This is a genomic window from Acidobacteriota bacterium (assembly GCA_012517875.1).
Classification (GTDB): Bacteria; Acidobacteriota; JAAYUB01; order JAAYUB01; family JAAYUB01; genus JAAYUB01.
The window spans coordinates 15,356-39,601 of the sequence record JAAYUB010000051.1; the positions used below are offsets into that span (position 1 = coordinate 15,356).

The following is a 24,246-nucleotide window of genomic DNA, read 5'->3' on the forward strand; positions in this document are numbered from 1 at the left end:
CGCTAGCGGTTTCCGTTGTGGTTGCGCTGCATGAGTTCCAGCTGCAGCAAATTGATCTCCCGGAGGAAGCGGGCCGCGTCCTCGGGCGGCGTCGGGTTGATGTAAAAGCCCGTCCCCCACTCGAACCCGGCCATCCGGGTCAGGCGGGGCAGGATCTCGATGTGCCAGTGGTAGTCCCACTCCACCGTGTCCCAGTGGGACAACCGCTGCGGTTTGGCCGCGGTGTTGGGCACGGTGTGGATGACGAAGTTGAACGGCGGATCCTTCAGCCCGATCTTGATGCGCAGGAGCGTGTCTTTGAGGATCGAGGCGAGGTCGGCGGCCTGGCGGCCGTCGATGCGGGCGAAGCTGTGGCTGTGGAACCGGGGCAGGATCGTCACCTCGAACGGGAAGCGCGCCGCGTACGGGGCGTAGGCGACGAAACTGTCGTTGGTGCTGATGATCCGCTCCTGGCGCTCCAGTTCGTAGTCGAGGATGTCGCAGAACAGGCAGCGCTGTTTGAGCTGGTAGTGGGCCCGCGCCGAGTCCAGCTCCAGCGAGACGGTGCGCGGTGTGACCGGCGTGGCGATGAGCTGGGAGTGCGTGTGCCGCAAGGAGGCGCCCGCGGCGCTGCCGTGGTTCTTGAAGATGAGGATGTATTTGAACCGCTCGTCGCGGCTCAGGTCGAGCCAGCGCATCCGGTAGATGTCGATGATGCGCGCCAGGTATTCCACCGGCATGTCGGCCATGCTCAGGACGTGGTCCGGGCTCTCGATGATCACCTCGTGCGCGCCGATGCCGCGCATGCGGTCGTAGACCCCGGCGCCCTTCTTCTCCAGTTCCCCCTCGATCATGAGCGCGGGAAACTTGTTGGGCACGACCCGGACTTCCCAACCCGGCGAGTTGGGGGCGGCGTCCGGCGGGCGGACGGCGTAGATCTCGGGTGGCGTCTTGTCCTCGTTCCCCGGGCAGAACGGGCAGAACGCGCCCGGCGGCTCCACCTCCTCGCGGGGGATGATGAAATCCCCGGGACGCTTGCCCCGCTCCACCGAGATGATCACCCACCGCTGCTGGATGGGATCGTGTCGCAGTTCCGACATGTGAGCTCCCTGCATGCAGTTGCGTGTCGGTATCCGCCGCTCCGGCCCGTCACAGGGCCTGAAGCTGGACGTTGAGGCGCCAGCGCTGCCGCCGCCCGGTGAGCCGGAACAGGAAGCAGACGGAGAGTCCCTGGTAGGTCCTCTCCATGGCGTCGATGGCCAGGGATACGGTCTCCACCGGCCAGTAACAGACGGTCACCGGCTCCGAACACCGGAAGTGCACGGCGTAGCCCTCGCGGCGGTTCTCCAGGCTCCAGCCGTCCACTGCGTCCCAGCAGCCCGGCCCGCCCAGGCCGCGGGCGGCGGCCCGGTCCGCGGACGGGAAGCAGCACTTTTCGGGATCGTCGCCGCCGGCGATGCCGAGATTCCACTCCACGCCGAGCCACCCCGGCCGGTGTTCGGCTGGCGACCACTCGTAGTCAAACTCGAGGCGGGGGGCGTCGGCCGGCGCCGCCAGCGTCTTGCAGTAGGGAAACCGCTCGTGGACCAGCCGCAGGTCGACCCGTCCGTCGTCCCGCACCTCGGCGGCGAACGCGTAGTCCCAGAACGGGACGGCGCCGTCAGTCCGGCCCGTCCGCAACGCCTCGGGATCCGGCAGTTCGGGGTAGAACGTTTCCCGCAACGAATGGCGCGGGTGGTCGTCGAACGACAGGTCGCCGGGCGCGCCGGTGTCGCCCGCCGGTTCGCCGGCCAGACGCACCACCTTGCCGGCCGGGGCGGCCAGATGGTACTTCTCGCGCCAGCGGGCAAGCACGTTGAGCAGGTTCACGCCGACCGGCTTGAACGACAGCTCGGGGATGGCGCCACCGTGCGCCGGCGCCAGCACGCAGAAATAGTCGCGGTGGTTGACCAGGATTTCGTCGCGGAAATCGAGGTCCAGGTCCGCCCGGACGATCTCGGGCGGCCGGTCCGAATCCGGCTGTCCGTGCCGCTCCAACCCCCGCTGCGCCTCCAACAGGTGGCGGTAGGCGGCGTGGCGCAGGTGCGGCAGGTACAGGCCGCCGAACACGCCGTGCCAGAACACATCGTTGCACTGGGCCTGCAGCAGGTGGTCGTAGGCGGGGAGCGCCCGTTTGGCGTCAGTGTCGAACCGGCGGCTCAGGTGCAGGATCCGCTTGTGCAGGTAGTTGCTCTCGGGATATTTGACCAGGAAATTGCGCCAGATCCCGCCGCGGACGAACGGCTTGGCCTCCGCGGCCAGGCCGTCCCGCTCCAGGCGGCGGGTCAGGGTTTCGTACTGGAGCGCCCGGCCCGCCGGGAGCGCCCACTGCCCCATCTCGGTGTAGGAGGCGCCCGGCAGGGCGGCCCGCCCGCGCGGCGCATGGTCCCGGCTGAAGTCGGCGAAGGTCGTCGTGGTCACCAGCTCCGGATGCGTCTCCAGCCAGACGAAAAAGTGCTCCAGCCATTGCCGCCCGAACACCCAATCGGAGGTCCCGGGCCAGGAGCCGAATTTCTCGGCGTCGTCCATCATGACGGTGAGCCGCTGCCCGCCGTCCTGCATCAGCCGGAACGCTTCCTCCACCCGGGGCAACTCCGCCCACGGGATGAGGTAGCGCATCGTTTCGCTGATGGGGAACACGCCGACGGCGTGGTCCAGCTCCTCCACGGTGAAGTAACCGTCCAGCTCCTCGGGCGTCAGGCCGGCGGCGTAGAAGTGATAGTCATCCAAAGACACGTAGCGGACGCCCGCGGCGGCCAAATCCTGAACCATGCCGGGCTCCCAGACCCGCTCCGCCAGCCAGACGCCTTGCGGCGCACGGCCGAAGCGGCCCGCCACCAGCTCCGACAGCCGGCGGATCTGCTCAGCCCGGTCCGCCGGCGGGATGACCGGGAAGATGGGCTCATACATCCCCCCCGACAGCGGCTCCACGCGGCCCGTCGCCACCAGCCCGGCCAGCAAGTCCAGATAATCGGGATGGTGCGCCTCCAGCCACTGGAACAGGAAGCCCGAGCAATGCCATACCATCCGAAGCGAGGGGAAGCGACGGAAGGTGTCCAGGAAGGGACGGTAGGCCCGCTGGTAGGACTCTTCCAGCACGTGATCGAAATTGCCCACCGGCTGGTGAAGGTGAACGCCGAGGACCAACTGCACCGGCTGCACGTCGCCCCCTAGACCAACCAGTAGTATTTCTCGAGATCGTCGATGGCGATTTTCTGGGCCAGGAAGCCCTGATGGGGCATCCGCTCGGCCAGGTTGTCGCCGATGAAGATCTTGAGTGCGAACTCGATCACCTGGTTCTCATGGATCCCGATGTCGGCCAGCGGCACGCCCAGTTCCACGATCTGGCGGACGCCCACCAGCCCGCACGGCCGGCGGGCGGCTTCGGTGCCGCTGTCGTCCACCGTGACCTGCTCGTAGACAAGCTTCTTCCGGCGGGTGTCCTTGACCATGCGGTAGAACAGGTCCCCCGGCTTGCTGAAATGGATCTCGATGCGGAACGGGTATTTCTTGTCGTTGAGGATGGCGGTCTCCACGTCCAGGCGGATGTACAGGTTGTGATGGTCGAATCCGAAATGGAATCCGTTGAAGATCTTGTGCACCTGCTGCATCGTCGTGAACGCGTACTGGTTGGAAAAGTACCCCGCCGCCAGCCATTCGAAATAGTCGGTGATGAACCCGTCGAGCACCGGCGTCAGGAGCTCGAAGGGGCGCTGCACCTTGAACCGGCTCACCTTCTGGATGATGGGCGCGGCCAGCTCGTCGGGCGGCTGCAGGCCGAGCTGGCGCCAGGCCTTCTCGAGGTGGGCTCGGAAGAGCTGGTCGAACTCCCGATCGTACTCTGAGAAATGGTCTTCGCCGTACCACCAGAACCAGTCGCTCCCTTCGGCCACCATCACGTGCTCCAGCGCCCGCTGAAAATCGCGCCGCCGGGCGGCGTCGTCCGCGGGGAGCGTGAGCGATACCTCGGCGAGCTTCTTGCGCGTGGCCGCCAGCAGGTCCCAGCCGCGGTTCTTCTCCGGGTGGCCCACCCAAGTGGAGAACGAGCCGAAGATCCACGAGCCGGCCCGCACCTTCGGCAGGACCGGGGCCGCCTCGCCCAGCGCGAGGTGCTCGGAAAAGCTCACCGCCTTGAGAAACGGGCTCCGTTCCAGCCGCGCGTACAGGGCGCGCAGGAAGGGCACTCCGTTGTCCGCGTAATGCTCCCAGGCGTTCTCGCCGTCCAGGATGATGGGCACGGCAAAGCGCCGCGCATCATCGGGCAGCAGCTTCCGGATCAGCAGCAGCCGGCTGACCAGATCGTCGGCCGCCGCCTCGCCGTCGTACGTCGAGTAGGTGAACCCGATCATGTCGGAGAGCAGGTGGTCGCGGAAGAAAATGTGGACCGAGTCGGCGGCGTCGCCGCAGCGGTACTGCAGGTACTTGCGCTCCGGCAGGAAGGGATCGCCCTCGCGCAGGAGTCCGGACCGGCGCAACGAGGCGTGCAGGATCTCCTCGTCGGTGGCCACCCAGCGGATCCCCTCGGCGCGGGCGATGGCCAGCATCTCCTCGGAGACAGAGCCCTCCGACGGCCACATCCCCGCCGGCCGGGCGCCGAAGAGGCGCTGGTGGGCGCGGACCGCCTGCTGGACATGCCAGACGGCGTCCTCGGGATGGTGGAAATCGTGCCGGGGCAGTTCGATGTTGGGCAGGGCCTCGCGGGCGGAGTTGATGTCGCACAGGAGGGGCAGGATGGGGTGATAGTAAGGTGAGGTGGAGACCTCGACCTGCCCGCGCGCCGCGGCCGCCTGGTAGGCGGGCAGCACCTGGCCGATGAACCGGCGCTGCGCCTCGAGCAGCCGCCGTTTGTCGGCCTCGCTGAAGTTGCGCCCCTCCGACAGGAGCGTCTGGATCTCCGGCGACTGCTGCAGGCGGTGGCCGCACCAGGCCAGGTTGAACCACACCTGGAGGTCACGGTAGTCCGGCTCGGTGAACAGGGCGGTCTTCTCGCGCAGCTTGTCCAGGTCGCCGACGTGGCCGCGTTTTTCGAACAGCTCCTTGTAGCGCGCGTACGGCTGGACCATCTGGTCGAAATTCAGGGAAAAGAAATTCTTCAGCAGGAACAGCCGATCGTCGGCGGTCAGCTCAGCGGCCGGCTTAAGGCTGAGGTCCAGAAACGGGTCGGTGGCGTCCCGATCGGCGTAGTCCTGGATCTGCTCCATGAGGGAGGGGACCAGATTGAAGGTGACGTGCACGCCGGGGAAGTCGGCCAGCACGTCCACCATGTCGTAGTAGTCCTTGAGCGCGTGGAGGCGGACCCACGGCAGGAGGAACCCGCCGTCGCCCACGCCCTTGTAGATGGGCTGGTGCATGTGCCACAGGATGAGCACGTGCAGCGGGTCGTTCCGCTTGGGCTGAATTTCCATGCTGTCCATGCTGCCACCCCTCGCCTTCAAGCGTCAATAATACCATTGAACGCGCGACCCGCCGCACCAAAATCTGCAGCGCCCGAACGCCGGTCCGAATCACGACCCAGCCAAAAAAAAAAAAAAAAAAAAAAAAACCCGGCGGAGAACCGCCGGGTGAGTAAAGAACGCAGGGGATCATGGGGTCGGTCGGGTATGACTTGTCCTCCCTACTGATAATTGCAGATGTACGGCAAGATCCTTCATCAGGCAACGAAAGTAGCCAGGCGCAGCCCCGCAAAGCGGGGCAGCGCCTGGACAACGGATACAATAGTTTAGAGCGCGCCCCAGAGACGGGGCGCGAGGAAATGACGCCACAACTTCGGAAATTTTCCATCCAGAACGTTTGTATATTCGAAACTATATTCTTGGAGGGAAAATATGCCCAACACTTATTTCAATCTTCAGTTTCATCTGGTGTTTTCCACTCAGGGCCGTCACCCTTGGATTTCCGATGATTGGCGAGAGGCCATGTGGGCCTATATGGGTGGCATCTGCCGTAATCGGGGTGCGATCGCCCTTGCGGTCGGCGGCATCGCGGAACATGCCCACATGCTTGTGGGATTCAAGCCCACCCATCGACTTTGTGATCTAATCCGGGAAATCAAGGGTGGATCATCTGAATGGGTTCACACAGTTCAAAACGCACCATGGTTCGACTGGCAAGACGGCTATGCGGCGTTTTCCGTCAGCGCCTCACAGGTGCCGGCTGTTCGAAAGTATATTCTGAATCAGGAAACGCACCATCTGACCGTCTCACCACGAGATGAACTACTCCAGCTGATCCAGCGACACGGCATCTCATTGGACGCCCGCTTTATTCTATAATCCTCTCCGCGCCCCCGACTGGGGGCGCGCATCGTCTAACAAAGAGCAACCAGGCGCTGCCCCGCTTCGCGGGGCTGCGCCTGGCTACTTTCGTAGTAATATTTTCGATTTTGCTCCAGGCCCACTCAGTTCATAACGTTCCTATAACATCCTCCGGATGGGCCTCTATCCGGATGACAGCGCGTGGGCCCTATTCGGCGCTGCTCCGCAGGCCGATGTAGGCGCTGAGCCGGGTCAGATCTTCCGAGAAGTAGAACAGGTCGCCGATCAGCTGCTGATCCGATTCGACCTGGATCCAGACGATCTGGGCGAAGACGTCGGGGAAGATCGTCTCCAATCCCTTGTCATACTTGCCCAGCGGCGGGATGACGTCGGTGACGGTTCCCAGCAGGGTGCCGTCGGCCGCGTACGCCTCGATGGCGAAGCCATTGTCGCTGGCGGCGATGTTGGTCAACCGGATTCGGCTGAACCAGTCCGCCCCGGTCCGAACCAGCGGGAAGTGATGCAGGGTGGCCCCGCTGCCCACACCGATGACGCCGTCGAACTGGAACGGCGCCTCGAGCTCGTCGGCCGTCCAGAAGAGCTCGAAGCCCAGCAGCTTCTCGGTGGCGCCCACCTTGAGATAGGCGGCGCCTTCGGGCAGCGCGTTGTCGAAGAAGTTTTCGATGTACCGGGTCATCTGCTCGAGTACGGCGACGGGCCGGTCGTTCTCGGCCAGCAGATCGCCGTTGGCGTCGTAGAGCGACAGATGCACTTGGACGGCCTGGGTGCCCAGGTTCGAGAAGGTGATGCCGGTGTCGTAAAACGCCCGCTCGGGGATCTCGTTGTAGTACACCCGGTAGGGGTAATCCTGCTGCCCCTGGGCCAGGGTGGTGACCAGGATCGGCGTGGTGGATTCCGACTCCTCGTTGCCTTCATTGACCGCCTGCAGCGAGAACCGGTACGTGGTCTGCGGCGCGAGACCGGACCGGGTGTAGTGGGTCTGGTCGGTGGTGGCGATGAGGTTGGGGACCGGGCCGTCGTTGCTGTAAATGGCGTAATGCTTGAGGTCCGGCTCGGGATTGGGATTCCAGCTCAGGTAGATTTCCGACTCGGAGATCGCCGTCCCCTCAAAGCCAGTGGGCCGGCTGGGCCGGGTCAACGGCAGCTCACCCTTTGCTTCCGGCTTGGCTTCAGCCTTGAACAGCTCCACCGTGGGCGAGAACCCCGGCAGCCCGGCCAGGCCCTTGTCGATGAAGGAGCCGAACACCTCAAAGCCGATGAGCGCTTTGTCGGACTCCACGCTCAGGAACTTGATGTCTTCCGGATGCTCGATGGCGAAGATCTGGTTCACCAGGCAGACAAACTTGCCGTTGGCGGGAATGCTGACCACTTTTCCGGTCAGGTATTCACCCTTCTCGGTATACGCATTGATGAACGGACTCGCCTGGTCAGCACCGGTGTTGATCAGGGTGATGCCGGTGTACCAGATGTCCGTCGTGACCACATACGGGAAGATCAGGTCCGCCGCGCCGCGGGCGAACATGGGAATGGTCACCAGCGATTCGTCGTCGCGCGTTCCGAAGGTGAGCACGCCGCGGAGCTTGGATTCGCTGGAAATCTTCACCCAGATGTCCTGCGCCAGCGTTTCCGGCGCGAACACCGCGTCGGCGTCGAGGTCCAGGGCCGCCTGGGGCGCCAGGGGATCGGCCTCGTGGGTTTCCAGCAGCGTGCCGTCCGCGTTGAAGGCGTAGAAAACCACCGGCTTGGCTTCATCCCCGATGTTGATCAGGGTGAAGCGCGTCTTCCAGTCGGCGGTGCTGGTGACATGGGCGCACATCAGGTCGTCGGTGAGGCCGAACGTGGCCGCCTGGACGGCGGGGCTCAGGCCCGACACATTGCCCGCCTTGTCCCGCGCCTGGATCTGGAAGCTGTAGACGGTGGCGGGCTGCAGGTTCTCGACGACGCTGCTGGTGGTCGTGGTGGTCGTCAGCAGGTTGCCGTTCAGGAACAGCTCGTAGCCGGCCAGACCGCTGCCGCCGGTGTCGGTGACCGCATCCCACGTGACCCGGATGCTGATGGTGCTCAGCGGGCTGGCCGCCAGGTTGGCGGGAACAGGCGGCGGCGTCGGGTCATCCTGCGTGGTCATGACCACCAGCGCGGGTGTGGACATCTCGGAGATGCGGCCGGCGCTGTCGCGCGCCCGCGCCTTGAACTTGTATTCGGTGTTCGGTGAGAGCCCTTCGTACCGGAACGCGAGCAGCGGACCGCTGTAGATCCAATAATAGGACTCGCCCCAGGGATTGACAATGACCTTGGCCAGGTCGTACTGGGCGATGGTGGAACCGGGCGGCGGAGTGGACGCATCCCAGGCCAGCTCGATATAGGTCCCGCCCACCGCCGTGTTCCGGAGGTTGGTCGGCGCGGTGGGCAGCAGGGTTTTGGTGGTCACCGAGATCCGTTCGCTGTGATCGGACTCGACATACAGCGTCGACAGCGCGGTGACGGTGAAGTAATAGGTGGTGCTGTGCATGAGATCGCTCACCGTGGTGCCGGTGCTCGTCACGATGTCGACAAGGGTGCCCGAACCCACCGGCGAATCCATGGAGCTGTGGCGGTAGACGCGGTAGTTCTGTATGGTCGTCCCGTTGGGCAACGGGGGATCCCAAGCCAGGGTGATGCTCGAGGCGGTGCGATCCGTATACCGCAGATCGTTCGGCGGGTTGGGCTTGCCGGCCGGCGGCAGCGTCTGCACGGTGGCCGGGGCCGATTTAGCCGATTCGTTGTTGGCGTTGTCCACCGCGCTCACCTGGTAGACGTAGGACGTGCTGGGGCTGAGGCCGGTGTCAACGTATGACTGGGCGGTGGTCTCGTAGATAGGCGTTGTGCCGTAGTCCCGGTAGACGCGGTACAGTTTGAGTCCGGTGCCGCCGTCCGTGGACACGCTCCAAGTGATCTGGATGGACGAGCTGGAGACGGCTTCGCTGGTCAGGATCTGGGGGACGGTGGGCGGCGTCGTGTCGGTGGTGCGGTCGGCGACGGCCTCCGCGCTCCAACCCGAACCGTTCCCCGAAAAATCCACCGCCTGGAGGCGGTAGTAGATCTTGTAGCCGGGATAGCTCCTAATGTCGACCAGCGAGACCGTCGGATGATACACGATCTGGAAGGGTTCATAGAAGGCGTCGCCCAGCTTCCGCTGGACCTCGTAATAGCGGACGCCGGACAGGTCGTCGGTGGACGGGTACCAAGACACCGTGATCTGGGTGTATTCGGCGTTGTAGACCGCCTGCACCCCGGTGGGCACGGTGGGCGGCACGGTGTCGTACAGGGTGGTGGCGGTGATGGCGACGGCGCCAGGATCGGCCACTTCGGTCTCATTGCCCACGGCGTCCACGGCGGTGACGTAATACATGTAGGACGTGCCGGCGGTGAGGTTGGTATGGTTAAATACATACACCGTCCCGGACAGCGTGGCCAGCAAGGCGTACCCCGGATCCGCCGCCTTTTTACCATACACCCGGTACGAGCCGATGCTTGTGCAGGCGTCAACGGCGGCGTTCCACCGCACATTGATGGAGGTCATGGTGATTTCGTATGCCGGCGCCCGGAGGTTCCCCGGGAGCGGAGGGGCCGCACGATCGATGGTCACCGTGCTGCTCGAGCCTGTCTGCGGGATGGTCGGGCCACCGACCACATGATGTTCGGCAGTCACATAGACCTGGAACGGGAAGCAGGTTTCCAGCCGTTCGTTGGGACGATACGTGACCTGGAATTCCCGCGTGTCGACGTTGTTGAACACAGCCTCTTCCAGGTCCAGACCGGTCGCCAGGTCAACCAGGGGGAAACCGGCGGGGGTGCCGCCCACATAGACCGTGAAGGTGACGTTCGGATCGCCCGAGGTCGGATCGGGGGAAATTGCGTACGGCATGCCGTACTGGTCCACGGTCTCGACGGTCAGCGTCATTGCGTTCGGAGAGGCGGACGGCGACAGCTCGACGTGCACGCCGCTGAACTCCGGCGGCGCGACAAAGTACTCGGCGGTGTCCGGAGTTTCCGCCTGATTCCCGGCGTAGTCCTGGACAATCAGGGTGTAATAATACGTGTTCCCGCCTTCCAGCGCGGCGTCTCGGTAGTAGTAGATGTCGCCTTCGATTTTGAACTTGTCTCCGCCTTCACCGAATTCCGGCACATAATCCGGAAAATGACCGGACGGATAATGCACCCAGATGCAGTTCGACGGGCCCGGGATAAACCCGGCCTGCGTGGACCGATGCAAGGAGTACAGTTTCACGCCCGAGCGATAGCTCGTCGTGGCGTCGTCGAACACCCTCGGCCAGCTCAACACACAGGCGTTGGATTCGCCGTCCACGCTCACCGCCGGGATATTGAGCACCGGCGGCGCGTCGTCGACATCGTTCGGTCCGACCTGGGTGACCTTCCAGATCGGCTCGAACAAGCCGTCCGCGTGCGAATAGTACAGATCCAGGAAGCCGTCATCGTTGAAATCCGCCAGGAACGGGCTCACCAGGCCGCTGGGCGGCATGTCGTACGGCCAGGTCTGCCGGGCGGCAAATTGATTGTAAACGGAAGGGGAGCCGTTGTTCAGGAACAGAGTCATCGTCAGCGACATATCTCCAACGACCAAGTCGAAATCGCCGTCGCCGTCCACGTCGCTCCAATGATGTTTGACGGAGTCTCCCCCGCAGTCGGCGACGGGCAGGCCGGTGGTCAACTTGAGGAAGCCGGCTCCCTTCCCGTCCACCCAGCCGTCGTGCTCACGGTCGCGATTGATGTAGTAGCGCATGTCCCCCAGTTGCTCGTTGAAGACCAGGTCGCGGTCGCCGTCGCCATCGAAATCCACGAAGGACATCGCCCACACGCCAAACACAGCTTCAATGCCTGCAAAGGACGTCGCCGCGCTCGTCCCCGCGTAGACAACCTGGGACCAGTCGGGACTTTCCGGTGTGCCGATGTTGCGGCGGTACCCCACGTTGCCGTTTTGTGTGCCGAAGAACAGGTCCAGGTCGCCGTCCAGATCAATATCCACAAATGCGCCGCACAGGCGCGTGGGGAGAGACGCCGTTGGCATTGAGTACAAGAGCGTGAACACGGGCGGGATCTCGGACTCCGTGCCACTGCTCAAATAGACATCCAATATTTGAAGATCACCCAGTATCAGGTCGAGGGTGCCGTTGTTATCGACGTCGGCAAACGAAATTTTCGTTTTCAGTGTATTGGGAGACTGTGCGTAGACATAGCCGATGGGGACGCACAAGATAATTGCCATCAGGATTAATAATTTAATGAGTTGTCGCATCGACGCCTCCTGCAAATTTTCACGAATAAACTGTAACAAATTTTTCACACTTGAAAGTGATTCCCGTCACCAACTCCCGTTTTCTGTGACGCCGGGTGAGATCCTGTGTGGCGGGCAGCAATACCCCACTGCCGCCGCCGATCCCGGAAAATCCAGGACAAGCACATGATAACATGTAATTTGCCGATTGCACAACGTTCTTCCTCTACTGATAATCCAGCGGGATCACAATCGTGCCCTGCCCGGCCTGAATAACTTCCTGCCACAGGTGGATGCTCTTGCCGGATGTCCACCGCAGATAGGCCGTTCCTGCCGGTATGGTTCCGCCGAACAGACTGGCCGGATCCAGCCGTTTGATGGTCCGGATGGAGACGGCGCCCGATGAAGCGGTGCCCAGGGTCGCGCCGCCGGCATCGCAGGCCGCCAGGCTCACTGAGGTGGTGTTGGAACCGGTGGCGTTGCTCACGATGAGGCGAGTGCCGTCCAGCCATGGCACGATCCCCTGCTGGCGCAGCTCGCGGTCACCCGCCAGCGGGTAGCCGCACAAGATGCCCTGCTCGAAACTGCCGTACAGGACGAATCCCATCACCGGCCGGAGCGGCACGGTTTCTATCTTCAACCACACGATGGGACCGTTGGGGGGATTGGTGAAGATCTGATCCACCAAGGCGACGAATTTCTGGCGGCTGGTGAGTGTAACAGCATAGTACTGGAAATCGGGGTCCGAAGCGTACGCGTTGATGCCGCTGGCATTGTAGGCGGTGATCCGCACTTCGGTGTACCCCGGATTGGGGTTGACGACGGAGATTCCGGTCCACCAGCCGCTCTCGGCGGGGATGTAGGCGGTGCTGAGGGCCGTCTGCCCCTCGACCTGGAGGGGCACCCCCTCGAAGAGGCTCAGATCGTTGGTTCCGAACAGCTCGAAACCCACCACGTCTCGGCTGGCGTTGATCTCGATCCAGCCGGCCTCCGCGAGAGTCTCGGGCGGGAACGCCGTTCCCAGCATGTTGATGTACCGGCACCCGGGCAGGATATCCAGTTCCAGCGGATCGCCCACCGCCTCGCCGTCGCTGCGGTACGGCTGCAGGCTCACCTGGGCGGAATTGTTGATGTCGGGATTGGCGATGCTGATCCCGGTCCACCAGGTCGAGTCCACGGCCAGGTGATTGAAGTACATCTTGCGGGCGCCGGCGGCGGCCAGCGGCACGGCGGCCAGATTGCCGCCGAACGCCGTGTTCGAGAACAGAAAGGCGCCCGAGAGCTGGCGGTCGGACCGGATCCGCAGCCAGCGGCCGTTGTCCGGGGTGATGTCGGGGAAAATATCCTCCAGCAAACCCATCCGATAGCCACCCCCCTCCACAGTGGCCAGGGTGGTGGCGAACTGCTGCTTCTCGTAGCCGCCCTCGGTGCTGCGGTAGAAGTGAAAGAACACCTCGGCCGGATCCGCTTCCTGGTCCACCAGGGCCATGCGGGTGGTCCAGCCGTCGGCGTTGGCCAGGTGCGGCATGAAGAACGACAGGCTGTCCCGGTTGATTTCGAGGCCGTAATTGCGGAAGTTGGTCTGCGGCGCAGCCGGGATCAGTTCCAGATAGAGATCGCCGTCCTCGTACTGCTTGCCGGCGTGGATGACCCGGTAATTGTCGACGGTCTCCACGGTGCCCACAGGCGTGCCCTGGCTGTCGGTGAGGGTCGCGGTGACGGCCTTGTCCAGCTTCTCCGGGTGAACGGCCACGTCCACGGTCTCGCCCGCCTCGACCGGAAGCCGGAAATAGTCGGGATCGAGCAGGCGCCCGAAAAAGACCGGCTGGCCGAGGGCGACGGCGGTTTCGCGGGTGTCGTTCGGCTCGCGCGCATCATCGGTGGGCGCGGCCGGCAGGACCGCGTCCGTGAGCAGGCGCGCCCGGTCATAATCCAGGTATGGATTGGCGGAGTAGCGGGCCACGGGCTCCCACATGAAGTGCGGCCGGCTCGTCGATGTCCAGGTGCCGCCGATGATCGTCTCGCCGTCCATCTCCAGATCGTACTGATAGGTGTTCCGCCGCACGTAGGTGGATGTGGAGTCCGGGGATTCCATGTCGCGGCCCAGGTACACGACGGTGGTGACCTGCCGGGTGCTGCCCACGTCGGTCCAGGTCATCTCGTAGCGGTAGCAGGGGAAATTCCAGACCTGGGGCCCCGGACTGGTCTCGATGATGATGGGCTTGGCCAGGTTCTTGATGAATTCCACCAGCGTCGTATGGAACAGGACCGGCGAAATGGGTTCCACCAGCGGATCCTCGGGAAACACGCGGGAGGCGTCTCCCTGGTGGGCTTCGGTCAGGAATGCCTTCTTGTCGCCCACGCGAAGATAGACGGCGTTGTATTCGCCGGGAACCGTCGGTTCCACCTCCAGCGCCGACGCGGCGGCCCATCCGTTGCAGTGGCCGTACCAGTCGGCCCAGTCGGGATCCACCGGATCCTCGGGCGTCCCATGGTATTGCAGCTCCCAGGCCCAGAGATCTTCCCGGGGAGGTTCGCCCAAGGCCAGGTTGTACTTGTCGAATGGGGCGAAGAATCCCTCCCAGTCGGCGTAGGGCGTACCGTACGGCTTGTTGGCCCGGCCGGTGGCCATGGCGGCGTCGACGAACGGCCACCAGTGGCCGTTCCACGCCTGGTAGGAAAGTTGGGCGGAATCGGAGCCCGCGAGCAGCACGCCGGGGCAGAGCCCGAACAGGATCATGACGAAGACCCGCCTAGTCCACATGGGAACGGCCTCCGGGATGCCAGGCGACAAGGCGGGAGGTCTGGCCGGGCGTGCGATACTCCAGCCACCACGGCAGCTCGCGGTCCCAGGTCATCAGCCGCTCATCGTCCGGCGCCAGGGAGTCGGTGATCCGATAGGTAAACCAGGGTGCGGCGGCCGCCGGACCGTCGGCCGCCTTCCAGGCTGCCTGGGTGGCGGCGTCGGGCGCGGCGGCGGTGATGCTCAAGGATCGCCGGACGGCCTGGCCGGACGTCAGAGGGGAATCCCGGCTCACGATGCGTCGGCTCTCCCCGCCTGTCTTGCCGGCGGCGCCGGCGCGGCCGATAAAATCCAGCGGAATGATGCCAAAGGGCATCAGGAACACGTCCGTCGGCTCCTCCGCCAGCACCGGAAACGCGTGCCAAGCGTCCCGGAAGAACTCCCGGATGCTTACCGAACCCAGCCGGCCCGTGTCGGGCTGCAGCCGAAAATCGGCCTCGACCCGAAACTGTCCGTCGTGACTGCGCACCTGGACAAGCCACCACTTGCCGTCGGCGCCGGCTTCCTGCGCCACCACCTCAAACCGCCACCGGGCGGTGATCGTGGCCGCACCGGGCAGCCGGGCATGGTATACCGTCTCCACCTCCCAGGCCGGGCCGGCCGCGGCGGCGGCGTACGGAACGGTGCCGCCGGCCAGGATCATCCCCAGCATCATGGCGACCAGCGCTACACGGATCGGCTGCTTCACAAGTCCTCGCGTATCGGCGCCGGCCTTCTCCCAAACGGGTGGACCGGCCTGCTATACAGATGCGCCGGGATCCGGAATGGCGTCAGTTAAATTCCCGGCGGCGGATCTTTCTTTTGTTTGTCAGCGGACGTTCCGCTTTGCGTCGCCGGCGCCGGTTTCGCCTTGTCGGCGGCGGTGCCTTCGGCGGTCTTGGTCTTGTCATCCGCTGCGGTCTTGGGTTTTCCGTCGGCGGCCTTCTGCTCCGGCGCGGCGGCGCCGTCGGTCTTGGCCGTTTCGGCCGGTTGCCCGGCCGCATGCACCGGCGCCACAGGGGTGCTGCTCACGGCCTCGGACAGCGACGGGCTCTGGCCGTACTTCTGCCGGATCCGGTTGATCGCCGCCCGCTGTTTCTCCAGTTCAGCATCAGTGATCCCGCTCTTGGGTATGGAAGCCGCCGTGGCGGCCTGTGCCGCGCTCCGGTCAAAGGGGGTGCGGCTGGCATAGACGCAACGCCACACGTCCTCCTCCAGAAGCCACTGCTGGCGGCTCCGGAGGTTGCTCAACTTTCGCCCCATCGCGTGAATGTCACACCGGATCTCCACCAGGGCCCGGGTGGAATCCTGCGCATTGATCTGAATCGCGTCGACGGTGTAGCCGAGTATCCGGGTATTGTTCCGGCGGATATAATCGACCATGGTCATGTTCTCCCGGCTGGCCCGGGTGAGCATGTCATAGCATACATCCAGTTTCCGTTCCTTCTTGGCGGTCCAGAACGATTCCACTCGGGTCTTCAACCGGGCATCCGCCGATTCCGGCACCGCCGGCGGCGGGGGCGCGGCGTCCTGGGCCGCTGCGCCGATCATCCACACCGCAAAACACATCCAGAGCACACCGCTGGCCACTCGCCTCATGTTCGCCTCATAAAAAACGGGTAGCATTTCATTGGAATGCTACCCGGTAGAATCGAAAAAAGAGGAGGCTCGCGCCTCCTCTTTCCCAGCAGTCTTACTTGGTGCCTTTCTTGGCCCAGCCCGGCGCGCGGCCAGGCGCATCGTTCCAGATCTGGGCGCCGTCCACGTGACGGGCGGTGTAGCCGTAGGCCTGCTCGTAGTCGCCCATCAGAACGAACGCGTCGATCCCGGCGATGGCGCCGTTATCCACAAAGTTGCCCGCATAGTTGGGCGGGTAGTCCACGTCGACCACCGTGTAGACAACAAGGCCGCTCATCGCTTCGTCGCCCCAGAGCGTGTCGGAATAGCCGGGGCTCAGCACGGCCGCCTGGAAATCCGGATCGGAGAGGTTGCGGAGCCACATTTCGTGCGCACCAAGCGGCGGAAGAGCGATCGAGTACTCGTCGCCATCCTCTTCCCACATCCAGAAGACGCCGTGTTCAGTAGCCTGGGCGGCGTAGTTGGTCAGCGCCACACCGCACCACCAGTTGACATTAGGATTGTTGACCGGAGCCAGGAAGGGGAACCACAGATACAGGTCGTACTCGACCGGCTCGGGATCCGGCTCGAGGCAACCGTAGATGTAGGCAATCGTGAACGGCGGAGTCGTGGCCGGCTTGTAGCCGCAGTTGTATCCGGCCGGCTCATAGTCCACAGTCACTCTCAATTCGAACACATCATCGGTGTACCAGCTCAGGAGGCAGCAGGTGTTGATGCGGATCGAATCGACGTCCACCAGGACGCAGTATGCGCCGTAATCCGGATCAAAGGTGGTCCAGGTGGCCTCGTCGGGCAGAACGAACTCGAGCACCTTGTTGGTGACACGCGTTCCGAGGAAGGGGCCATAAATGCCACCCGGCGCATCGGGATCAAACAGGTAGAAGCTGGGCGTGATACCAGCCAGAAATTCCGGGTTCAAGCCGGTGCAGGTATAGCCGTCCTCATTGTAAGGGGCACCCAGCGTGACGGTGATGGTGCCGCCAGGTGAGAAGGCGTAGTAGCCGGTGGGGCAGTCTTCCGCGATGCTGAACATGTGACCCTGGCCGAACTCGATGTCATAGAGTTCGTTGATCCACACCGTGGCGCCGGAGCAAGGGGTGATGACTGTGCCCTGGTCCGGAGGAGGCGGGGTGGGGCACACATGGACTTCGGGAGCTTCCATGCAGCCGACGGTCCAGTCTTCAAACACGCACGGATCGCCCTTGCAGGGCCAGTACAGTTCGAGGTCGCAGACCTGGCCGGGAGCGCCCTTCTGAGCCAGCGAAGGATCGGAGGGCTGGAAGTTCACGCTGTAGCGGGGACCCAGCACACCGTTCGGATCGGAATAATAGACCGACAGACCCACGCGCCAGAAATCGTCGTAGGCGAATTCGGTGGAGGACGTGGAAAAGTTCAGGCAGAGGATCGTGTCTTCCTGCTTGTCGTCGGCATCGCCGTCGTCGTCGCAATCATAGCCGCTGCCAACAAAGTTGTTGAAGCCGGCAGCGGTGGTGGGGGTGACGCACGCCGGGGTGCCGATGGTGCACCGCAGACGGTCGGTGATGGTCAGGCCCAGGTCGGACATGTCCCGGAGGAACAGCAGGTCCACGTAATCCGGCTCGGCCCGGACCACACGAATGGACGTGTAATCAACGGGCAGGACCGGGGTGCCGGCATCGATTTCCCACGCAATGGGGATCCAGGTGCCGGTGGGGCTGAGGGTGCCCACGGGGTGCGATCCCAGCTTGACGAGCTTGATGTTCTTGGACATCTGGATGCGGACCAGGAAGTACCCTTCGGTATCCGGCCAAACATCCATGTCGTCAATGAATTCAGGAGCGGAGAAGATCAGACGGAAGGATCCAGCTCTCTCCATCGTGCCGTCGGGATTGACCAGCGGGGTCGTGGTCTGGACTTCGATAGTCGCCATGGACCAGACGGCCAGCAGAGAGATGATGGAGAGGGTCGCGAACAGCTTCAAATGTTTCATTGAGCAAACCTCCATCGGTTGAGATTAATAAAGTTTTGAAAAAAAACGGTTTGTCGATTTTCGACGCACGTCACGTCACAGTATAGAGTGATCGGGGAGCAAAAAGTTGCTAAGATTTTTGTCTCCGCTCATAGCTAAGGATTGCGGACAGCGTAATATTAGTGAAAAGGGCAAGGCCTGTCAACAGACTTTTTTGTCGCGTCGGCATATTTCACCGCTAAATATTCGTTTTGTGTGACAGAGTTCACAAAATGTATCGGGCTCCCCCGCCGCTCTCCGCCTCACGGCGTCCGCAGCCGCTTCAACAGGGCTGCGGCGTTCTCCCGGTCGGGCGCGGGCAGGTCCAGCTTCAGCGCCCGCTCCAGGTGTCCGGCGATGCGGTCGGCGGGCGCATCCTGGCGGGCCAGCAGCATCGCCAGGTTGTACCAGGCCTGGGCGAAATCCGGACGGATCCGGATCGCCTCCTCGAGGCATCGCCGGCTTTCATCGAGCCGGCCCTGCTCGGCGTGGACGGCGGCCAGGTTGGACCAGGCCATGTGGTTCTGCGGGTCGTCGGCCACCGCGCGCCGGTACCAGCGGGCGGCGTCGTCCCATCGGCCGGTGCGGGCGTACAGGTTCCCGAGGTCGTTATAGAACATGTCCGCCAGCGCCCCGAACCGACTGCCGCCGAGAAACAGGTCGATGGCCTGCTGATACTCGCCGCGGGTCTCGTAAATGTGTCCGAGCTGGCGATAGGTGGTCAGGTACATGGCCAGATCGCGCTGGACGTATTCCCCGCGCCGCCGTTTCTGGACCTGGGCCAGACGTCGGCGCTCGGCGGCGGTGAGCTGCTCCCGCTCGAACAGCGGGGGCACCGCCAGAATCCGCTCCAGATAGGTCGCCGCCAGGTCGAATTCGCCCCGGTCCAGATGATGCTCGGCCAGCACCCGATTGGCGCGGACGCAGCGGGGCGCCTTGGCCGCCGTATCGGTGAACAGCGAGACGTTGTCGCGGTACACGGGGTTGTGGACCAGCAGCACCACCGCCAGGAATGCCGCCGCACCGGCGCCCGCCGCCCACGCCAGCCGGCGGTTCCGCCCATGGAGCCACGCCAGCCCGAGGCCGCCCAAGCCGCAGGCGCCGAGCGACGGCAGCAGCAGGTAATGTTCGGCCAGCAGCTCATGATGGGGCACGAGGTGCGACATGGGCAGGCTGGCGACAAAAAACCAGAGGCCCCAGAATGCCGTCTGGCGGCGGCCGGTGGCGGCGAGCCACGCCAGCGCAGCCAGGAGCGCGGCGACGAACACCGCCGCGGCCAGGCCCAGCGGATCCGCCCAGGTGTAGGCGATGGGAAACCCGTCGTACGAATAATCGGCCCGCAGGGTGAGCGGCAGCACCATCAGCCAGAGGTCGTACGCCAGCACCTTCGCCACCGTCAGCAGGTTCGTGACGAAGCTGCCGCCCCACCAGCTCAACTTGGCGCTCGTGGCGGTCAGGAACACCTTGTAGAAGGCCAGGCCGGCGCCCAGTGCCGCGATGGGGAACCAGTACCACCAGCCGCGGCGCAGGGTGCGGCGGACCCCCGCGCCCATCCGCCGCCAGGGTCCGCCCTCGGCCGCCGCCGTCTCCTCGACCCACTCGTACAGGAAGATGAGCGCCGGCACCACGATGCCCAGCTCCTTGGCCATGAACGCCAGCAGGAAGCCGGCCAGCACCGCCGCCCACCACCAGACGCGGCGGGTCCGGCGGAACTGCAGGTAGGCCCAGAACGCCAGCAGGACAAACAGCGCCGACAGCAGATCCCGGCGCCCGGAGATGTAGGTGACCGCGTCCACGTGAACCGGGTGCACCGCAAAGAGCCCCAGGGCCGCCAGCGCCGCGCCGTCGCCCAGGCCCGCCGCGCGGAGCACCCGCCAGGCCGCCGCCAGCAGCAGCGCGAACCAGACCAAGTTGGACAGATGAAACACGAACGGGTCCATGCCCCCCAGGGCGTGATCCAGCGCGTAGCTCAACGTGCGCAGCGGGCGGTAGGCGACACCCTGCACGGTCGCCCGGGCGGCCTGCGCCAGCGACTGGACCGCCGGGTTGTTCCTGACCAGCGCAAAATCGTCGAAGACGAAATCGTACTCCAGGCCGGGCGCGTACAGCAGGACGCCCGCCAGGATGATGACGGCGGCCCACCCGCCCGCACCGACGGCCGGCCGGGCCGGCGTCGCCGTGGGTTGCGGCGCCGGTGGGTCCGGCCGCTTCCGGCGGTCGGGCTTACTTCCCTTTCCCGCCGCCATCGCGCGGCACGACCTTGCAGGAGATGTTCAGCCACACGTCTTCGACATCGGTGACGATGTGCAGGTTCCCGTCACACATGTCCGGGGGCAGGTCGTCCTTGAGGGTGAGTTCGATGACCGCGGTCTCGCCCGCCGCCTGGGCCACCGTCACGACAAAATAGTCCCGCGACGGTTCCGCGCGCAGCACCTTCAGCGGCTGACCGTCCCGGCGGGCGACGGTGATCCGGCGCACCGGCGCCCGGTCGCCCTCACGAACCCAGAAGTTGACCCGGCTCGGCGTCAGCCGCAGCGGCGAGGATTTCTGGAAGTAGACCGGCAACTGGAGCAGCGGGAAATCCTGGCTGTTCGATTCCACGCACAGCGTCGCGACACGGCGGAACGCGGCCCCCGGAGGAAGCCGGAACAGAACCTCCCAATCCTTCCCGGGGAGCGCCCGCCATTCGGCCTGGAGGAAGCCGGTGGGGTCGTACACACGTTTCGGCTGGATTCCATCCGCGGCCCGGAACGTGATCCGGCCCTGGAAATCGGGCGCCACCGGCCAATCCAGGGCGAACGTCCGCGGGCTCCACTCGATGTCCCCCTTCACTGAGGCAGTGACATACAGCGTGGTTTTCGGCGTGGCCGGATCGTCCGTGGTGAGATCGATGCTCTTCGACACATCCTCCGGCAGGTTGCCCGCGGTGTATTTGATCGACAGGTGGGACTGGCCTCCCGGCGGGACGATCCGGTCGGTCAGGCGGGTCACGGTGCAGCCGCAGTGCGCCTTCACGCTGAGGATGCGCAGGGGGGCGTCGCCGGTGTTCAGGATGACGAATCGGCCCGGCGTGACGGAATTGGGGCGCACGACGCCGAGATCCAGAGTCTGGTTCATCACCTCGAACCGCGGGGTCCCGGCGGCGGCGTGAGCCAGGCACAGGACCCCGATCAGAATCAGGAGCGGCCAGCGGCGCATCAGCGGTCTCCGGCTGAGCCGATCGGTGTCGGCGTGGCGGCCGCATCGCCGATCCGGGCGCGCACCGGAACGGCCATATGCCGGGCGCCCATCCGGACGGTGACCGTGGCGTTGCACAGCCCGGCCGGCGCCTTGGCGTCGATGACGATCTTCACCACATTGGCCGCTTCGCCGTTGCGGACGACCTCGGCCCGAACGAACGGATTGCTGGACTCGACGGCGGTGATCTGGAACGCGACGCCCTTGTTGCTCTTGACGATGACGTCGCGGGTGGCTTCGGTGCCCGCCTTCAACCCGTACATCATGAGCCGGGCCGGAACGACGGCGAACTCCTCCTGGAACTTGATGTAGACCGGAAGCTGGATGACCGGGAAGCTCTCGCTGTTGGTTTTGGCCCGGACGGTGGAGTTGAGATAGCCGCGGTGGTCGGCCGTGACCTGCTCCGGCACGAAGGCCACCTTGAGCTCGAAGCGCCCGTCGTCGGTCCGCCGCCAGTCGCAGCGGAGAAACGGGTCGTCGGCCTTCAGATCGGTCAGCTTGAAGGCGTCGGGATCCTTGGCCATGAAGAAGACCGACGCCTCGGCCGCCGCGTCAACCGGAATATTGTCGAACCGGATGTAGGACGGGTTGAATTCCAGATCGGTCTTGATCGCCGCCCGGATCGTGAGCACCGATTCCGCCTGTTCCGGATCGTTTGAATACACCAGGATCTTCTTTTCGGACACGCCCGCGGACCGCCCGGCGTGGTAAGTGATCTTGATGACCGACGACTCGCCCGGCGCCAGCAGCTTCTTGCTCGGCGCGACCGCGGTGCAGCCGCAGGTGGACTGCACTTTAGTGATTTCGAGAATGGCATCACCGGTGTTGGTGAAGGCGAACTCGTGGGTGACTTCGTCGTTCGGCTTGAGCTCGCCGAAATTGTGGACGGGCTGCGCGAACACGATTTTGGGCGTCCCCGTGGCCGTCGCCGGCGCCTCGCCCTGGCCCAGGGCGCCGGATCCCAGCACCAGCAGGACAACGAGCCCCGCGATGATGGCACGCAGTAGATTCATGTGGCCTCCTTCTTGATCCCCGGCGCGAACGTCGCGGAATCGGTGGAACAGAATACCTTATCCATTTTCAGCCGGCGGTTCAACTGATTTCGCATCGGTCGGCCGTGCCGGCGTCTTGCGCTGGTCATCGGCCCCGCGATCCGGTATAGTGGATGGATGGCGCCGGCGATTCATGCGATATATAGATGACGGAAACACCCGGATGGACGAACAGCGATCACCTGATGTAGCGCCGCCACGCGTCAGCATTGTCATCCCGTCCTACCGCAGCGGCCGGACGCTGGGGGACGTGCTGGCCGCGCTCCACCGCGAACTGGCCGGGATGTCCCACGAGATCGTCGTGGCGGACGGCGCCGCCCGCGGCGACGCCGCCGCCGCCGCCCGGCCCTACCCGACGGTCCGGGTGGTGGAGCGGGCGGAACGGCTTTCCTGCGGGGCCGCCCGCAATACGGGCGCCGCCGCGGCCCGCGGCGACCGGATCCTGTTTCTCGACGCCGACTGCATCCCGCAGCCGGGCTGGGGTCGCGTGCTGGCGCGGCTGCTCGACGAGGCGCCGGCTATCGTCTCCGGGGTGATGGCCAACGGGACGCCCCGCTCGTGGGCGGGCTCGTTGCAGTACTGGGCGGAGTTCTCGCGGTTCGTCCCGTCCGGCCGGCCCGGCCAACGCCTGTTTCTGCCGTCGTTCCAGCTGCTGATCCCGCGGGAGCGGCTCACCGCTCTCCCGCCCTACGCGCCCGAATTCATCATCGCCGAAGACATCCTGTTCTCCGCCCACATCACCCGCGCGGGGCTCCCGGTGCGGTTCGAGCCGCAGCTTGTTGCCGCCCATCGGAACAAGGAGCGGCTGCCCGACGTGCTGCGTCACCTGTGCCAGCTCGGCTATGGCAGCGGACGCACCCGCCGCCTGTACCCCGGCCTCCGGAAGGAGACCGTCCGCTTCGTGCCGTTCCTCGCGCCGGCCGTGCTGGCCTACTCCTGGGCCGGCCTCGCCCGGCGAATGCTCACGGCCCGGCCCAGCCCGGGCTGGCGGACGCCGGTGCTCCTGGCCCTGGCGGTCCCGGGCCTGGCGTGCTGGCACGCCGGGTTCTGGGCGGGATTGTACTTTCCCCGAGCGACTCAGTGGCCGTATCGCCGGTTCATGGGGATTTCCCACTGATTCCGCCACCGGCGGCCCGCCGGCGTTCCCCAGGACCGCGATCCCGACAACCGGAGACCATTCACGCTGGATTTACCCGGCGAACCGGTTTATCTTGAGGCCGTGACCAACAAACGGACAAGCACCCCACCGCGTCACCCCGTGCTCGATTTCATCACCGACCTGTTCGGGGGACGGAAGCGCGACGCCAAGGGCGTGCGGCACGTGGTCTTCGGCCTGAACGCCCGCCTGACAGCGCTTCTGGTGCTGCTGCTGCTGGCGCTGCTGGCGGGCGCGGCCGCAGTGATCTACTGGGCCGAGACCCCAGCCGCGCGGCAGTCGGCGGCGGAGCTGGAGCAGATCGGCGTGCTGCCCGTCCGCTGGCTGTCGCTGTTCGTGGCTGCGGCGGCGATTGCCGGCGGAGCGGGGCTGCTCCTGTTCTCCGGCTACATCCGCGGCGTGGTCCGGCGCCTGCGCCGGGTTCAGGCGGCGGCGCTCGCCATCGGTGACGGCGACTACGACACGCGCATCGCGCTGGCGGGCCGCGACGAGGTGGGCCAGCTGGCCGACGTCCTGAACCACATGGCGGCGGAGTTGAAGGAAAAGGACGCGCTCAAGCGGGAAAAGGGAACCATGGAGAAATTCATCTCCAAGTCCGCTCGGACGATGATCCAGAAATCGGGCAGGGACGGCGAGACCGTGAATCTTGGCGAATGCCAGGAGATCGACCTCAGCTTTCTGTTCGCCGACGTCCGGGGTTTCACCGCCTTCGCCGAATCCCATCACCCCATGGAGGTCATGGCCACCCTCAATGCCTACTTCGACCTGCAGTTCCAGGCCATCCGGAACCACAGCGGCGACGTGGACGACTACGTGGGCGACCAGGTGA

The 24,246-nt window shown here is 64.8% G+C and carries 14 protein-coding genes; 3 read left to right on the forward strand and 11 right to left on the reverse strand.

Translation table 11 applies throughout. The features are described from left to right. Window positions 1–2: 2 nt before the first annotated feature. The 3 genes from galT to GX414_06055 are packed head-to-tail and all read right to left on the reverse strand — an operon-like array spanning window position 3 to window position 5,432. Window positions 3–1,079, reverse strand: a complete 1,077-nt coding sequence (galT, locus tag GX414_06045) for a galactose-1-phosphate uridylyltransferase (GenBank protein ID NLI46652.1) — start codon at window positions 1,077–1,079, stop codon at window positions 3–5. Between the two features lie 49 nt (window positions 1,080–1,128). Then, complete coding sequence (locus GX414_06050) at window positions 1,129–3,180, reverse strand: DUF1925 domain-containing protein (GenBank protein ID NLI46653.1); 2,052 nt, start codon at window positions 3,178–3,180, stop codon at window positions 1,129–1,131. Window positions 3,181–3,188: 8 nt separating this feature from the next. Continuing rightward, on the reverse strand, window positions 3,189–5,432 hold the full coding sequence (locus GX414_06055) for a glycoside hydrolase (GenBank protein NLI46654.1): 2,244 nt from the start codon (window positions 5,430–5,432) through the stop codon (window positions 3,189–3,191). 411 nt (window positions 5,433–5,843) lie between these two features. Between GX414_06055 and tnpA the strand changes: the two genes are divergently transcribed. Further along, window positions 5,844–6,290, forward strand: coding sequence for an IS200/IS605 family transposase (gene tnpA, locus GX414_06060; GenBank protein ID NLI46655.1), 447 nt, complete (start codon window positions 5,844–5,846; stop codon window positions 6,288–6,290). Window positions 6,291–6,480: 190 nt separating this feature from the next. Here the strand turns inward: tnpA and GX414_06065 are convergent, their stop codons facing one another. The 8 genes from GX414_06065 to GX414_06100 form a co-directional block, all read right to left on the reverse strand. After that, complete coding sequence (locus tag GX414_06065) at window positions 6,481–11,316, reverse strand: hypothetical protein (GenBank protein ID NLI46656.1); 4,836 nt, start codon at window positions 11,314–11,316, stop codon at window positions 6,481–6,483. A gap of 475 nt (window positions 11,317–11,791) precedes the next feature. Further along, window positions 11,792–14,329, reverse strand: coding sequence for a hypothetical protein (locus tag GX414_06070; GenBank protein NLI46657.1), 2,538 nt, complete (start codon window positions 14,327–14,329; stop codon window positions 11,792–11,794). Beyond that, on the reverse strand, window positions 14,319–15,056 hold the full coding sequence (locus tag GX414_06075) for a hypothetical protein (protein NLI46658.1): 738 nt from the start codon (window positions 15,054–15,056) through the stop codon (window positions 14,319–14,321). Before GX414_06075 ends, GX414_06070 begins: the two co-directional genes overlap by 11 nt. Before the next feature lie 86 nt (window positions 15,057–15,142). Further along, window positions 15,143–15,946 (reverse strand): hypothetical protein, encoded by an 804-nt coding sequence (locus GX414_06080; protein NLI46659.1) that lies wholly within the window; start codon window positions 15,944–15,946, stop codon window positions 15,143–15,145. A gap of 94 nt (window positions 15,947–16,040) precedes the next feature. After that, window positions 16,041–17,954 carry a hypothetical protein gene (locus GX414_06085; protein ID NLI46660.1) on the reverse strand — a complete coding sequence of 638 codons (1,914 nt, stop codon included), beginning with the start codon at window positions 17,952–17,954 and terminating at the stop codon, window positions 16,041–16,043. Window positions 17,955–18,235: 281 nt separating this feature from the next. Further along, window positions 18,236–20,218: a tetratricopeptide repeat protein gene (locus GX414_06090; GenBank protein NLI46661.1), complete on the reverse strand. Its 1,983-nt coding sequence runs from the start codon at window positions 20,216–20,218 to the stop codon at window positions 18,236–18,238. Beyond that, complete coding sequence (locus GX414_06095; GenBank protein ID NLI46662.1) at window positions 20,196–21,170, reverse strand: DUF1573 domain-containing protein; 975 nt, start codon at window positions 21,168–21,170, stop codon at window positions 20,196–20,198. The genes GX414_06090 and GX414_06095 overlap by 23 nt, the downstream gene beginning before the upstream one ends. Beyond that, entirely contained in the window at window positions 21,170–22,222 is a 1,053-nt protein-coding gene (locus tag GX414_06100) for a DUF1573 domain-containing protein (GenBank protein NLI46663.1), read from the reverse strand. Before GX414_06100 ends, GX414_06095 begins: the two co-directional genes overlap by 1 nt. A 202-nt stretch (window positions 22,223–22,424) precedes the next feature. Here GX414_06100 and GX414_06105 point away from each other — a divergent pair, with 202 nt between their 5' ends. Together GX414_06105 and GX414_06110 are read left to right on the forward strand one after the other, a co-directional pair. Beyond that, entirely contained in the window at window positions 22,425–23,378 is a 954-nt protein-coding gene (locus GX414_06105; protein NLI46664.1) for a glycosyltransferase, read from the forward strand. 102 nt (window positions 23,379–23,480) lie between these two features. After that, the coding region (locus GX414_06110; GenBank protein ID NLI46665.1) for a HAMP domain-containing protein at window positions 23,481–24,246 on the forward strand (766 nt) is incomplete at its 3' end.